The following is a 15,638-nucleotide window of genomic DNA, read 5'->3' as shown; positions in this document are numbered from 1 at the left end:
ATTCATATGTTGATTACGGTATACTGATTAGAAAAGATAAACTGAGCGAACGCACAAAATGGTCACCAGCATCAACAAAGCTAAGCTATATAAAATTGATATTATAACTAGGATTATTCTGTCTGCGTTTAAAGAGTCAGTGATACTATGCGACCAACATAAAGCTCGCTTAAAAGAGTTTCAAGCTACTCAACTGTCTCTAACTGAAGCTATTATTGAGTAGGTGGCGTAATTATGGCAATTGTCTTTAATCAACCTCAAACCATTGCACAGTTGTTGGAGCAAAAACTCACGATTCCTGAGTACCAACGCCCATACAAATGGCAGCCAAAGCATGTTAATCAACTGATTGATGATATTTTTAACCATCGTACTAAGCTTTGTTATCGGCTTGGTACGGTGGTACTGCATCAAGACAAAGATTCAGAAAGTGGGGGGGAAGGTGGCCTCAACATCGTTGATGGTCAGCAGCGCCTTCTTACCTTAACGCTACTTTGCACTATTCTGGATGGAAAAGAGAAAACCATCTCATCAACTCTGCTTGAGCACCAATTTGAATCCTCAGTCAGTATCGAAAGCCTCAAGAACAATGCGCAAATTATCTCTGAACGGGTAGCGAATCTGCCTGCTACAGAAAAGCAGGAACTACTCAATTTTGTTCTTAATAAGTGTGAGCTTATTCAAGTAACGCTGGATGACCTGAGTGAAGCGTTTCAGTTCTTCGATTCACAAAATGCCCGTGGTAAAGCACTTGCCCCTCACGATCTACTAAAGGCTTACCACCTACGTGAAATGATGGACTCAACAGAGCAAAACGAGCGTCTTCACCACGTAAGCTTGTGGGAGCAGGGCGTCAACCCTGATGATGAGTCGGCGAACTTGCACACCATCATGGGGGAGTTTCTGTTTCGTATGCGCCGCTGGATTGACGGTGACTACGGCATCCAGTTTAGTCGCCATAACATTGATGTATTCAAAGGCATTAACCTAGACAGTACTCAGTACGCCTATGTTGATGCAATGCTTGCGCTTGATTACGCGATTGAAACCTTCAATGCCGATCCTGCGAGAAAATGGGACAAGCAAACTAAGGGTTATCCATTCCGAGTTGACCAAGTGATGATCAACGGAAAACGGTTCTTTGAGTACATTCAGCACTATATGGCGATTCACTCTAAGTTGTTTGTTGGCAAGGATGCAAGGCTAGCTTCATTTGTAAAGGAGCACACAAAATACAGTGGCAGTAATCGCAAAGGGGATAGCTATGTGCGAAACCTGTTCTTGTGTGCGGTGATGTACTACTACGATAAGTTTGGTGATGTGGAATTAGATAAAGCAGCACAGATCTGTTATCGCTGGGCGTATTTCTTACGTCTTGATTTGCAGCGTATTGGTATGGAGTCGGTAGATAATCACGCCAAAGCTCGAAGTGGACTCTTCAGGGCTATTAGCAAAGCCGTTCACCCTCAGCAGGTACTGAACTATCAGCCCCGTTATATCCAAGAACCTAAGTTCAATAACGCTGAGGACGTGCAGGCATCAATTGAAGCAATGAAATCGGGAAGTGTAAATGAGTGATTCGAACCAAGTAGAACAGTTATCAGTTAAAGACCTTTTCGATAGTAAAACTCAATATGTAATTCCTATCTACCAGCGTAACTACGCTTGGGGTGCGACAGAGATTGAGCAGCTAATTCAAGATATCAGTGATGCCGCAGGGCTTATTACTCAATCTGATGAAACAGCTACTGCCAAACAAGCTAAATATTATCTGGGTAGCCTCGTCGTTTATCAGCGTACAAATCACACGCACCAAACTGATGTAGTGTACGAAACCATTGATGGACAGCAAAGACATACCACGCTCTCTATATTATTAGCGTATCTGAAACACCGTAAGGTGCTGGGTGCCGACAAACTCGAAGGGCTAAATATTAATTTAACCTTTGATAGCCGCCCAAAGTCTTCCAGAGCGTTAAATGATATCTATACAGGTAACAATAATGGCGAGTCTGAAGAGCCTAACATCCATGCTGCCTTTAACATTATTCAGCGTTACTTCAAAACCAAAGGGTTAGACGCAGACGATAAAACTAAGCGTTTTTTCGACTACTTGTTAGAAAGCGTCACTATACTAAGAGTTGTTGTTCCACCGCAAACCGATCTCAACCACTACTTTGAGATCATGAATAACCGTGGCGAGCAGTTAGAAAAACATGAAGTATTGAAAGCGAAGTTTATGGCTACGCTCGGTGATGAGGAAAGAAGCTGCTTTTCTACAATTTGGGATGCTTGCTCGAATATGAAGCGCTATACGCAGATGGGCTTTCAATCTGACTTGCGAAAAGAAGTATTCGGTGACGACTGGCAAACCATGCCACATAGCTTTGAAGCTATACAAGATAAGCACACGAGCAAGCTGCAAAAGCAAGATGCAATGACGCTACGAGAAATTATCGCCAACAAGACATCCAGCTCAAACAGTGATGATGAAGATCGAGAGAAAGAAGAGCGTTTTGGCACTGTTATCGACTTCTCAAACTTCTTGCTTCATGTTTTAAAACTTATGAAGACAGAAGAAAACGTTTCGTTAGATGACAAGAAGCTGATCGATTCATTTATTTCTAAAGACGATGGTTTGAGGGTTGGTGCCAAAGACTTTGTGTATCAACTGCTTAAGTACCGAATTCTATTTGATAGCTACATAATTAAGCCTGATCAACACGATGAAAAACGTAAGTGGAGTTTGTTAAGGCTCAATGCTTATAAAAACGGTAATAGTTTAAGTCCTGAGTATCCAAATGCCTTTAGTGACCATAACGAAAAGATTCGCATGATATTGGCAATGTTCCATGTATCGAATCCAGCATTAGTCTATAAGCGTTGGTTAAATGATGCGTTAAGGATATTAAATATCCTAGCTACTGACAATGAAAGGTTGGAAGTCGATGGTAGTACGTACTTGATAGATCTTGAAGCTCTGAGTGATAGCTACTTTGATGAAATTTGTGGTGGTTCGAAACTTGAGTTTAGGGAGGATAATGTTGGCGTCTTGCATCAAGGGACGGGCGTCCAAAACTTCGTGTTTAATCGACTAGACTACCTATTGGGGAAGCGTCTATCTGACGATGAGTCGTTTGATGGTATAGGTAAAAAAGAACTTGGGAAGCACTTTGATGATTTCCAATTTTCATTCCGAACCTCTGTTGAACATTACTTCCCGCAAACCGATCCATCTGGCGCACGTAAGATGGACGATGTGGATCGATTTGGCAATCTCTGTCTTATTTCGCCAAGCAGTAACTCAAGACTTAGCAATTACTCTCCTCAAGATAAGAAGAAGTTCTATCAAGAGAACAATCGCGCCGAGAGCTTAAAGCAAGCGATAATGATGAGCTACGATGAGTGGGGGTCAGAAGGGGCAGGGCATGACAATATCCTTAACCATGAAGCTGAAATGATTAAAGTTCTGTGTAATCAGTAGCAATAAGTGAGGCTCTCTGAGCCTCACTTTTCTAACTACCGAATGTCTGTTGAACGATAGGGTCCTTTTCATGCTGAGTTGTTGCCAGTTCATCCAAAGGTGTAATCGAGAGGTTAAACTTATTTTGAAAAGAATACTCGAAGACAGTCAGTATTAGATGATAAAACAAGTTGCTTATCATACTGGATGCATTGTAAATCCCCCGTTCACACTCATAAATAGCTCTTACAATCGCTTTGTCACGGGTTGAACGTATACGCTTTGCATATTCAAACCAATACTCCATTTGTGATTGCTGAGCAGCTTCATGAGCACGAGAAAATGAGAACAGCAGGTAACGATACTGCTGATGCTCGTATTCCTCTAGTTGTTTCTTGAGTTTATCAGCGTGTTCAATCGCCTGTTTCCGAATCGTCTCAAAATGAATGATGGCTTGATCCACTTCAATTTTGCACTTGTTGTAATTGGTGCTTTCAAGGCATGAAGCGTTCAGTACGCCATTTTGAATCAGTTTACCTAATGTATACTTATTGCCACTTCGTAGCGAGGATGCTGCAAAGCGATATTGATGAAATCGATAAGCAATACCTTTAAATCGAGAGTTTGTTTTGTCTGGTATTAGCTCTATTTCAATTCCTTGTTTGAGCAATGCCATTTCATACAGAGTCAACGAGCAAGAGGGCTGCAAAGTACGAATTGCAGTATCAACTTTTCTTCTCATCATACGAATCACCGTTTTCTCTTTTTCGCCTTGTACATCAGTGTCGTAACTTGAGTGAAGTTCCCCTGAGCTTTGTAATGCTTGTAACCCTAGCGTAACTTCTTGCTCCCTCATGATTTCTTGGGCTTTGAGGTGCGATTGCCAGTTAGAAATGATTTTTCCAGTAAGTAAATCAGTCGTAGACGCTACAATATGGACGTGTTCATTGTCGGTATCGGAGTGCTTAAAAACGATATAACGAGCATGCTCATATCCTAAATGGTCCATCAGCTTCTTAATCGTGTTTCGCCATTGGGTTAGGGGTAACTGTTCGCCCTCTGCGAGGGAGACAACAAAATGGCGGAAGGGTTGTTTCGTATTAGGGTTAGCTAGGTGAGCGCTTTGTAGTTCAGCAATCGCACGGCTCCAATCAATGTCTCGGGCATCTTGGTTTCTTGCATTCAGGGGAACCGAAGCGATTTCGTTGGCGCAGATAAACTGCGATGTTCCCCCGAGTTCGTCACCCTTGGAGTGACTTGAAGAATACTCGACCAACAGCGTGACGTCGTCATTTTGCTTGGCGCCATATTGAACTAACTGCGTAGCATCATGCACCGTTTGTTTATCATTCTTACATTTCAATTCCTCAAATATCATCACTAGCGTTCTCTTGTTCAAGTTTGCGACGGTAAAGCTCACGTAAGGCACGGCTATCCAGAAATTGCATTGCTAACAGCTCGGCAGTTTGAGAATTATGTGCATCGATAGCGAGGTTTCGGATGAGTTGTAAATTCTGCTTTAGTTCATATAGAGCATCACCCAGTTGGCGGGCAGTTTCATGGTCGTAAAGGGGGTTATCTTGTTCAATGAGTGATTCCATTACATTCGCGATACATTTAGTTTGCTTGAAGTAATCGGTAATTTCTGAACTTTGTTGAGGTTTGATTGTGAGTTTTTGAGTTATGACATCTCTCAGGAACCGACTAGCGGATTTATAGTTATAGCTATGCATGACTTCAAGAAACTGTTGGTATTCGCTTTCTGTTAGATTGGTTTTTACTGCTCTGCAATACAGCTCTTTGTCAGTTTTTCGTTGTTTCTTGAAATTGGCTTTAACGGTACGAATGAGGGCTTTTACCTTCAAAAGTTCATCTTGATTGGAAGACGTTTGAGGATGTTGGTGGATGAATAGGGTATGAGCAAATGTCGTGATAAATGCTTGCTGCTCCTTGATACTGACACCTGATTCAATTGGGGAAGGTAAAACCCCTGGTAGTAGGGTCGTTAATTCATCAACGGAATAGTCATGATATTCCATCCATGATGTTAGATGTTGCTTTTGTTTTCTGGAGGTGCTGCGAATAACAGCCGCTGCGACTGTATTTATATTAATGTCCATTTTTAAATTCTCTATTTATTATTTTAATTATTTAGAGTGTATTGTTTTTAGCGATAACGCCGAAGGCTGTTATCGCAACCCTACTAAGTAGGGCAAGTTTTCGTGCGTTTATTTGGAACAAATAAGAACGAGCGATATCAGCTTGTTACTATTTTTGTTCTATCTGTTTTTATTATAACAATATAATTTATAATATTAAATGTGCTTATTCAAATAAGTAGAATATATTTTGTGTGATGGCTGGTGTAATATGGAGTTTAACTGGGGAATATGATTGGGAATCTGTCGCATGCGACAGGGAAAGTGCGCGTTACGGCATCGAAAGTGACCTTTGCGACAAGGAATTTGCGCCGCACTCTCACTACGTCTCAGCCGCTTTCATCCGCTTTTACGCCATCTCACTGAAAGTCAGTAGGTAGTTGTCGAGACAGATGTTAAATGATTTAAGTTAAGAAGTAATAAAAAAGGAAGTGTATTCTTGATGGCTGAGTTAAATGAAAATAAAGGATGTACTTGTCATTTATTTATTTTAATTACTTCGCTTGGTTATATTGTGTGATGTTAAATATATGGTGTGTGTATATTTTTTGCGTTTTTAAATATATAGGTTTTGTATATTTCACTTCATGAAATTAATGCGAAAAAGTGATTGCTTTTTACTTCTAAATACGAATATTATATTTGCAACGACTCCTGTAGTCATAAAAAAAGAATAAACGGAGGCGTCCAATGACGCTTATACACCCAATTAACCAATTAAAAATAGAAAAAAAAGTCGATGTATTAAAACGCGTTGGCTTATCCCAAGCCACGCTTCACAGACGTATAAACGATGGCACATTTCCGCCCGCAGTGCAACTGGGTCCCAAGGCAGTGGGATTCATGTCGCATGAAGTCGATGCGTTTCTTATTGCATGCGCTTTGGGAGAAGATAAAAAGCGAGTTGTATCTGAGCTTCTTGCGCAGCGACAAGCGCTTAAACAAGCGAATCCGTTATTGCAGTACATGAACTTTCAATAATCTATCTTTTAGTTCTGTGCATACGTTGCACAGAGCTTGCTCAACTTCAGTGGTAATTGCAAGATTCTCAACGACTTTTGTGCTCAAGCTGAGGAGGATAAAAAAACTCTTGACATTAAAGTACAGGCTAAGTTAGTTTGATAAGGCTTCCAAACCGCTCTGCTCTTTGAAAGCTCTGAATAATAATATAACAGCAAAAATAATAACGATAAAAACAAGATAAGTGGCTGAAAGCCATCAATAAAAGTTATTACGTTGTCACTCATTATTACTTCGGAGAAAACATGAAAGAGTTTAACGTCTTAAAGAAAAATCGAAAGTATTTTGCTGCATCGCTTAACGGCTACAAGTGCAGAATCTTAATCGATGAACTGTCCCAGAACCTCTCAATCGGTACGCAACTGCTGAATGTCGAAGACATCTCCGTTCGTTCAAAGTATGGAACCGACTTAATATTCAAACTTAAATCCTCGATTGAGGAGCAAAATGAGTCTGGTTTTATTACTTTAAACAGCACTTACAATACCTATCTCGTTGAGAAATGCCATGCTCTGGGTGGACAGTGGGATAAGTCCAGTGAGTGTTGGGTGTTTAGCGGCCTTATCGAAGAAAAGGTTGATGAACTGGCTTATATTTTCAATTCCTCTCTCGTACCCGTCGAAGTGACGATTCATGATGACTATGATGTGTACGAAGAAAAGGGGACACTGTGTTGCCTTGGTTACCCAGTCGCACGCGCATTTGACCGTGATTCAGGAGCAAGAGTTGAAGAAGGGGTGGGTGTCGTAGCGGGCGGCTTCACAAGCGGTGGTAGTAAGAAAAATTGGGTGACTCAAGCCAAATCTGGGACAGTGTTTCGCTTTGAGGTGGCAGAGCAAGTGCTCATCCATTTTTCTGAGAAAGAGCCTCATTACCACTTTAAAGCTATCTGAAAATAAGTGATATAAAGTGGTTGCCACCACGTCTTGATGAAACTGAGGCCGTACTTAACAACGCTATTATTCATAATAGCGTTGTTTTTTTCCAAGTTCTTCATGGGATGCCGCAACTGCGTTTGTCTTGTATGACATATTCATGCCAAGTTATCAGAGTTTCATATGTGAGGTCTGATGGTTTTAAGTTGACCAAATTTTAGTAATGATTCCTTGTGTATATTAGTTCAGTTACGATTTGTCTATCCTTTTTTCTTGTATGTGCAGGTATTCGTAGTCCCTTTTCGGTAAGTAGAACATCCCCAGAAATTGCCATACTTACCTTCCCAAAGCTTCATCTCACCACCGCAGTTTTTACATATTGGACGTTCATCATTACAACTCTTATCTATACAGACTTGGAACCCGCTCTTAATACCTCGGCTCATCGGGCTGCCACATTTGCTGCATGGTGTTTCCTTGTTCTTACAGCGTGGATAGAGAGAACAAGATAGAAATTTACCATACTGACCTGACTTGGGGCGTAAAGTGCCTTCACCACATTGATGGCAAGAAATTTTATCGGATTCTTTTTGAATAAGAGAAACATCAAATTCGTTGGTTTCTACAGGGTACTTAGCTTTAATAAGCTCGGTAACAAAATCACTAGCATCCATCATATCAACAAGCAAATAAGCTCTGTGTTTTGCACGAGTGAGAGCAACATAGAACAAGCGGCGTTCTTCAGCATGTTCGAATCTATCTCCCTGTGGCAATAATGCATCCACTAACGGTGGAGTTTGTTTCTCTGAGGGAAATCCATGCTTACCAGTGGTAAGCCCCAGTACAATTACATACTCAGCTTCTTTCCCCTTGGAGGCGTGGAAAGATTGATTCTCTATGTTCAAAGTCGGGAACTGATGCTTCAAAGTCCTTAGCTGGTGTAAATCAGGGAGTTGGTGCCAGTAGCGGGCAAGCAAGTATACCTTGTTCTTGCTCGGTTTCTGAGATGCGAGCAATTGATTAGATATCGAAATGAGCGCCTTTTCTAATGCCGAGATTCCTTGTTCATCTTTTCCATGACGAACGATACTCACCGCAGGTTTATCTACTTTAACAAGTGAAACTATGTCTTTCTTTAACTGAACGGGGTTTTGTGTGACAAATCGAGTTGCGACATCACCAATTGAGCTATTGAATCGGAAGGTCATATCTAAGGTGGTTTCAGATGTAGAGCCAAAGTAGTTGGAAAACGCTGTGGTAAGACGCACATCGGCACCGCTAAAGCGATATATCGCTTGCCAGTCATCACCAACGCAAAACAGTGATGAGCGTTGCACACTATCCCTAAGAGCCTTAACAAGCCTGGCTCTCGGTTCTGAAATATCTTGAAATTCATCGACTAACAGATATTTCCAAGGAGACTGGAATTGACCTGTTTGTACATACTTTAACGCTTTTCCAATCATATCGTTAAAGTCGATAACTTGATGGTCTCGCAGGTACTTCTCATAGCTGTGATACAGCGGCATTAATAACTCAAGCGCTTTTGCTGTTTGCTTCGAATCAATCGATTCTTTGATGATTTTGTTTACGCCAGCGTCATCAAGGCATGCTGCTTTATACATATCAACTAGCGCACCGAGTAACTTAGCTAGCTCAGTTACCCGACCCATCTGCTCCAAGCTGTCTAACAAAGCACTCTCGGAAACTGGTTGAGTTTCCACACCATGCTTATCTAACTCCTTTTCTAGTGCTGTGAGTAGGGTGCCTTTCTTGTGTTGGTGGTAAAAAAACTCGATGTAACCTGTCCCATATTTCTTATGGGTTTCACGCTTCCATTTGATACCTGCATGATAACTCTCTCTGTCTATGTACGGTGCGGTGTTACCGTTTTCATCAATGCCGTAGTATTCGATATAAATATCATAGTCTGGGAGATAGAAATCTGGCTCATACTGGCGATATTCCGCTGTTGCAACGTCGAAGCGATATTTAGCCTCATACTCGTAGTTGATACCTTTACGAAACAACCAGTTGGCAATAACTAGCTCGCCATAGCTTTTAACTTGCTCGCCTCTCATAGAACGAATGTCGTTATCATTGAGATATTTGAGATATGAGCCGCGGGACTCAAAATCCCAAGGATTTTTATCTACGTAGTAGTAGGAGCTAAAGTAATCGAGTAATGCCTTTTTGTAACTGCTGTCAGACATCAAGGCCTCGACTTCATCGTGCATCCATTTGGCTTTCATCTTGGCGCTGTCTTCGAGCTTAGACAGACTCGGTGCCTTACCTTCAACGGATGAGATAATCCTTACGCCAATACTATGAAAGGTACTAGCTTTCACGTCCTCAAAACCTAACTTGTCTTTGATTCTCTCATCCATCTCTTGGGCTGCGATGCGGCCATAAGCTAATAACAAGATATCGCTAGGATTAGCTTGTCGACTTTTGATGAGGTAACCTGTTCTTCCTACCATGACACTGGTTTTGCCTGTACCTGCACCAGCTAATAGGAGGTTGTTGTCATTATCGGTAACGCAAGCGATTCTCTGTTTATCAGTTAGCGGGTTGGATTCCACACAATCAAAGAACGACTTGTATTGAGCGAGCTGCTTTTGCACATACCGACTTCGTATTTTTTGGACATCCGAAGCGCTCCAACTACTGATATTAGTAAGTTGCGATGCTGTGATTTGAGCTAGTTCTGAGAGACCTTGTACTTTGTCCCAACCTTTCCAACGCTTTAATTCATTACTGGCAGTTGTTCTAATTATCTCAACAGAAGAGTCTCTCAGAAATCTTGATGTGCATTGAAGGTATGCATCACTGAGAAAATCTTGCAGGCGCTTCGCACTTTGATTTGCCCAAGATGGGAAAAGTCGTTTTGAATACCTAAACGGTGTAAGATAGCCCAGCATACGATAACGGTAAGTTTGTTCTTGTGAAACTATGACTAAGCACCCGCCATCAATAGCGAGTGACAGGTGTGGTGGGTAATCAAGCTCCGCCCAGTTAAAGTGAGCATCTTCTCCTCCTTGAGCAACATGAATCCCATTATCGTCCACTGTTACCTCGATCTCTTTGTTAAAGAGACGGGCAATTGGATTCGTAGTAAGTGTCCATAAAGTCATTGCACGTAAGCCAGTATATTTACTATTTGTCTCGAAAATTTTTTGTAGTTTACCGTAATGCTTGGAGAGTTGTACTTGAGCTTTGTTAAGCTCTGGTCAGGCACTCAGTTTATGTACAGAAAATTAGCGGACATCTAACTGATGATATTGCTCTAGGGACGTTTCTCAATTTTAAAAGTGTTATAAATAGCTAGCGCACACGTGTCCCAAAGTGTGTTTGAAAATACTAAATATTTTTGTCTTCCGACATTTACGTCCATCTCCTGAGTCTATTGTGTGTCCTGCCTGAATAGAGACCCAACACATTAGCCTGTCGAGCGTTTTGACATACTTCATTTTGTTGCTGGTGGAAGGTATGAACAAGAAACACTACGTGGGTCATATCATCCCCACACCAAGAGATTTACCAAGCCTAACTTTAACGTAGGGTCGATAGACATGGTTAAAGCTCTTATCAATGCCAGTTTTGAGAATCAAAGTAGCATCGTCACTAATGCCCACAGAGCAAGCTTTGTTTCAAGACTGATGTCAAAGCACTACAAAACGATTGGTAGCGCAAACACGACCATAGTAGACAGAATGGTGACTTTTATACTGATACATTGCCTCACTCAATTGACTCATTGCATCATTTAAGTGGGCTGGTCATGAGAAAAATGATTATTTATCAGTATCTTAAGTGTGTGGGGGGGTAAATTCCATCTCTTTGAAAGCCTATATCAAGCTCTTGTGTTTTCTAATGTTCTTACCTAGTCAACTAAACCTCTTAATCCTAGCTATGACTGATTACCCCTGTACGCGGGTAAAATTAACTTTAACCCCTTAAGGGGTTAAAGTGCTAATATCCTCTGTAGGGGTTAATTTACATTGGAGGCAGATATGCTCATAACAAGTCCGAAGCAACTGGGAATATACTTGCGTGATGTTCGCAGGAATCAAAGGCGCAACCAAACCAAAGTCGGCGATATTGTTGGTCTAAAACAGACCACGGTATCAAAACTTGAACGTGCTCCTGCCTCGTCGAGTATCGAAAGTCTGATGCGTCTGCTGTCATCACTAGATCTTGAGCTACATATTCAAGACAAAGCTGTAAGCTGTGAACAGGCAAAGCTTCGTGACCCTGATGATTGGTAAAATCCTATAAAACAAAGCCAACTGTATAACTAAGTTGTTCTCTCACAATCATCATCGAGTTAGCAAATCGATGGTTACGCGACCAGTTTATTTTTGCCCAAAAATGTGTCGGCATCGCTGGTTACTCAGATTTGAACACGTGATTTCGCAAATACTTGAACTAGTGATGGGCAAATGACAAAATCAGCGCCTGAGCGGCGCGTTCTTAGTCCACGCTAATAAGCCAATGAATTTGTTTATAATTCATAAAAGTGTGATATATTTAACGTAGTTGACTAGAGCATATTGGTCTGAAAGCGCTACCGATGGTCACATCTGTGCCACTTACGAAATCACTGACTACGTAAAAGCAGAAGCTTGTCTGACAGCAAGCTACCCATTGACTAGCAAGACCCAAAGAGAAGGCACTTCAACATCAACTACAACCAAGAAGGTATCGAGCATGAAGAAATCATCTAAATCTCTGAAAAAACTTGGTGCAGTTGCTGGCTTATCTTCAGCGTTACTAGGGGGTTCTGAACTACAGGTTCAGACCAATGCGTTTTAGTCTTCATCTACCGAGATAAAAATCCCGTTTGCATTCCATAATTCAATGATTTTCCTAGTTTTCTGAGTGTTCCAGAAGCACTTGCCAAATAAGATGAATCTCGCACCTTCTAGATCACGTCTTTCAGTTATCTTAAAAGTGTTTGAAGAGCTTATCTTTATGTCTTTTGATCGGAATTCCCACATCATCACAGTCGGTAGGGTTTAACCATTCAAGGTCACTAGCTCATTTCTGTCCATCAGCGTGCTGGTGAGACCTAGTTAGCAAAGGTTTGCCCCTTTTCGTGCTGGCAACTAGGAAGGGATCCTTCTCGGTTGCTTTCCAGCTCTAAGAAACACTTAGTAATTGCGTCTTCGGTAGCTGTAACGAGCCTATGCCCCAAACCTTGTTACGGCCGCTGTACTGTACTACGTGAAAACCTAATACAGAAAAGCTCTACCTATAAGGCAGAGCTTCTTGAGGTGTCTTTTTAAATACCAGTAACGAATTGTAGCGTTTCTTGAGCGTATGATTGAACTGTTTGTAGATCTAAGCTTTGAATCTTAGTATCAAAACCATCTGCATGATGAAACGCCTTAGAAAATTCATTAATTTTAGTGATTTGGCTTATCTGATTGTGTGTGTCGAAGAAGTGACTACTAGGATCTGTCTCATCTCGAATTTTCGTAATCATATTACCTAACCAAACGCCTTCGTTAAACTCTCGAGGGTATAAGAAGCGTAGGTGTGCTTCTAAAATAGGGCGAATAGAACGAGCTACTTCAACTTTTGATTCATCTTTGGCGTCAGCAACAAAATCATAGAGCTTATTATATTCTTTGTGGTAGGAGTGAAGAACGTGAGCGTCATAGTCGCTTCTTTCTACCATTTGACTAGATATGTATTGAGAACTGTCAGCCTTAAGAGGATCTGATTTTTTATATGACACATCAATCTCAAAGCACTTGGTATGTTGGGATAATATCGAGTATTTCTTAATCTCAGATAAAAAGAATGGATCGTGACTAAATACGATGGTTTGATAGCCGTTGTTAATCAGCTTTTCGATCTCAACGATGGTTGCGTCTTTGCGGTAGTTATCTAAGGATGACATAGGGTCATCTAAAACAATGATGGAGTTGTCACTATTAGCCTTGGCAAACTTAGATAAGAAGAATGCTAGAGCGAGAGCAGATCTATCACCTAGACTCAGAACGTGCTCAAAAATGTGTTTGTTATCGTCCACATTTTCAACTGAAAGTTCTTTGTCGATAAAGGTTATTACATACTTAAGACGAGTTGAACCACCTTTACCTTTATTGTCCTTATCAAGCTCTTTGATTCGTATCATTGAGTGAAAGTTTTTCAATAGCTGGTTAATAGAATCTTTATGCTCTTTAATGCTATCTTCCTGATCTTTATCAATTTCATTTTTTAACTCCTTGATTTTATTAGCCTTGTCTCTTTTATCATCAGACAGAGACTTGTGATAAACCAAATCGTCAGCTACTTCTGCTTCGAAACGCTTCTTGGTTTCTTCAATGTCGTCGATCTTGGCTTGGAGAGCTTGAGTTGAACCAGTTGCTAGTTGATTCAAAAACTTAGTAACTTGCTCGTTAAATTCTTGCACTTCACGGTTGTATGCCGAGAAGTCAAACCCATTGAAAATACTGTCAAATAGTTGATTGAACTTAGTGAAATTAGTTTCTAACAATAAGTCTTTTTTCTTCTCTTTGATCAGGTTGACACACTCAAATACGATTGATGTTGATAAAGAATCAAGGTCTTTAAAATCATATTGAGGATTGAAGCCTTGGATGCGATCTGACCAAGTTTTGATAATCTCACTATTGGATTTCACTAAAGCTTCTAAGTCTTCAATTTTACAACCAATGTCTCTTACATCTAATTCGAACTGGTCACTATCAAGCTCGAACTTATCACTAGCTTTGGTGTATGAATCATTAATGAAATCCTGATACAGCCTAAAGATACTGGAGTTTGCAAGAGGTTGAGCGCAAAAAGGGCAATTATCTAATTCGTTTACCAGTTGAGTGCCAGTTTCAAGCCACATGACATCCCGCTCTTTAAGATTCTTAGCTATGTGCAGCTCAACTTTTTCTTGTGCTTCTTTTGACAGACTCTCGATGCTGAGTGTGAAGACGCTTGTATCTAAATCTGGCTTAGTCAGAGCCAAGGGAGAAAGCTTTTTACGGCTTTTGTAGTGTTCTACACTCTTCAAATCTTGGATTTGAGCTTCAAGACTTGCAATCTCAGCATCAGCGTTAGGAGTAGCTTTTATACCACGGATTTTAGCAACTGTTTTTCCTGGAAATTTCGTAGTGAGTCGTGTATCAATTGGGCTTAGCTGAACGTTGATAGCGTCAATTTCTGCTTTAAGTGTATCAATCTCTTGTTCCTTTAATACTGATACTTTACCTAATGAAAACTCATAATAGTTAGTGAGTTGACTACGATCTTTAGCATTAGGAATATAAAGGTTAGTATCAATGAACTCTTGATTGAAAACTTGGAAACTAAACGGTGTTTGAAGCGAATTTAGCGTTACGTTTTTACCGCCAACTCGAAGATTGAGAGCTGGTACACCATCAGACTCTAGCGGCTTTAACGCTTCTATCGCTGCTTTGTCGCTTTCATTTATAAAATTGAAGATCTTACTTAGCGTAGACTTACCAGAGCCATTTCGGCCGTAGATCAGGTTTAGCTTATCAAACCCTTGAGTTAATGCTCGTTTGTGTTGCCATTGCTTGATGTTTTCAATTTTTATTATTCTTTCTAGCATTTCTAATTTTTTCAGTTAGTTGCGCTTATTTGTGCAAGGTTAATATGGGATTAAAGGCATACTAACATGGTTATGTTGTCCAGAACTGTGTCTAGCTCAAAGAGCAGAGAATTATCAGATAATTGCCTTTTATCTGTCGGAACTTTCCATACCTGAGTTAATTTAAATTTTACTAATCTAGTAAAAGCGCTAACGCATTTCTGTCCAGAGACGTGCCAGAACTATCACTGCTGGCACACTTATGCCCCTTTATCATTTTCGGGCAACAAACTAGTTTTTGAATAGGGTCGGTGTTTACCCAAAAATTTCTAATGTAACGTTTGTGCTTTTTATGGCGTGAAAGTGAGTTTTTATTCATTAAACTTCAATGTAGAGAGGTTTCGGTCGTGACTTGCTTGGGGACAGAAGCGCCTTAGAGCATCCAATCTAGAACATTTATGGTTTAAAAATTTTCAGCCTATCATTGAAGACACTGTGATTGAGGACACGTTTTTATCACTATCAATTGACCTATTCTTTTAATA

Annotated in this window: 10 protein-coding genes; 6 read left to right on the top strand and 4 right to left on the bottom strand. The window is 40.6% G+C overall.

Annotated elements, in window-relative coordinates:
• The first annotated feature begins 234 nt into the window (after nt 1-234).
• Together R7E78_RS18795 and R7E78_RS18790 are read left to right on the top strand one after the other, a co-directional pair.
• Nucleotides 235-1,578: a DUF262 domain-containing protein gene (locus tag R7E78_RS18795; protein ID WP_065871659.1), complete on the top strand. Its 1,344-nt coding sequence runs from the start codon at nt 235-237 to the stop codon at nt 1,576-1,578.
• Nucleotides 1,571-3,484: a DUF262 domain-containing HNH endonuclease family protein gene (locus tag R7E78_RS18790; protein ID WP_318058133.1), complete on the top strand. Its 1,914-nt coding sequence runs from the start codon at nt 1,571-1,573 to the stop codon at nt 3,482-3,484. Before R7E78_RS18795 ends, R7E78_RS18790 begins: the two co-directional genes overlap by 8 nt.
• 31 nt (nt 3,485-3,515) lie before the next feature.
• Here R7E78_RS18790 and R7E78_RS18785 read toward each other — a convergent pair whose 3' ends face one another.
• Nucleotides 3,516-4,841: a relaxase/mobilization nuclease domain-containing protein gene (locus R7E78_RS18785; protein ID WP_065871661.1), complete on the bottom strand. Its 1,326-nt coding sequence runs from the start codon at nt 4,839-4,841 to the stop codon at nt 3,516-3,518.
• On the bottom strand, nt 4,831-5,583 hold the full coding sequence (locus tag R7E78_RS18780) for a chromosome segregation ATPase (RefSeq protein ID WP_065871662.1): 753 nt from the start codon (nt 5,581-5,583) through the stop codon (nt 4,831-4,833). Before R7E78_RS18780 ends, R7E78_RS18785 begins: the two co-directional genes overlap by 11 nt.
• A 729-nt stretch (nt 5,584-6,312) precedes the next feature.
• Between R7E78_RS18780 and R7E78_RS18775 the strand changes: the two genes are divergently transcribed.
• Together R7E78_RS18775 and R7E78_RS18770 are read left to right on the top strand one after the other, a co-directional pair.
• A complete protein-coding gene (locus R7E78_RS18775; RefSeq protein WP_065871663.1) occupies nt 6,313-6,603 on the top strand; it encodes a helix-turn-helix transcriptional regulator in 291 nt (96 codons plus the stop codon).
• A 284-nt stretch (nt 6,604-6,887) separates the two neighbouring features.
• Nucleotides 6,888-7,535: a hypothetical protein gene (locus tag R7E78_RS18770; RefSeq protein WP_065871664.1), complete on the top strand. Its 648-nt coding sequence runs from the start codon at nt 6,888-6,890 to the stop codon at nt 7,533-7,535.
• Nucleotides 7,536-7,777: 242 nt separating this feature from the next.
• Here R7E78_RS18770 and R7E78_RS18765 read toward each other — a convergent pair whose 3' ends face one another.
• Nucleotides 7,778-10,651, bottom strand: a complete 2,874-nt coding sequence (locus tag R7E78_RS18765; RefSeq protein ID WP_065871665.1) for a UvrD-helicase domain-containing protein — start codon at nt 10,649-10,651, stop codon at nt 7,778-7,780.
• An 879-nt stretch (nt 10,652-11,530) separates the two neighbouring features.
• Between R7E78_RS18765 and R7E78_RS18760 the strand changes: the two genes are divergently transcribed.
• On the top strand, nt 11,531-11,785 hold the full coding sequence (locus R7E78_RS18760; protein WP_065871666.1) for a helix-turn-helix domain-containing protein: 255 nt from the start codon (nt 11,531-11,533) through the stop codon (nt 11,783-11,785).
• A gap of 271 nt (nt 11,786-12,056) precedes the next feature.
• A complete protein-coding gene (locus R7E78_RS18755) occupies nt 12,057-12,332 on the top strand; it encodes a hypothetical protein (protein ID WP_140054543.1) in 276 nt (91 codons plus the stop codon).
• A gap of 469 nt (nt 12,333-12,801) precedes the next feature.
• On the opposite strand, the gene R7E78_RS18750 is transcribed toward R7E78_RS18755, so the two are convergent.
• Nucleotides 12,802-15,114, bottom strand: coding sequence for an AAA family ATPase (locus R7E78_RS18750; RefSeq protein ID WP_065871667.1), 2,313 nt, complete (start codon nt 15,112-15,114; stop codon nt 12,802-12,804).
• Between the last annotated feature and the right edge of the window lie 524 nt (nt 15,115-15,638).

The organism is Vibrio sp. YT-19(2023), assembly GCF_033337395.1.
This window is presented reverse-complemented; position numbering and strand designations above follow the sequence as displayed.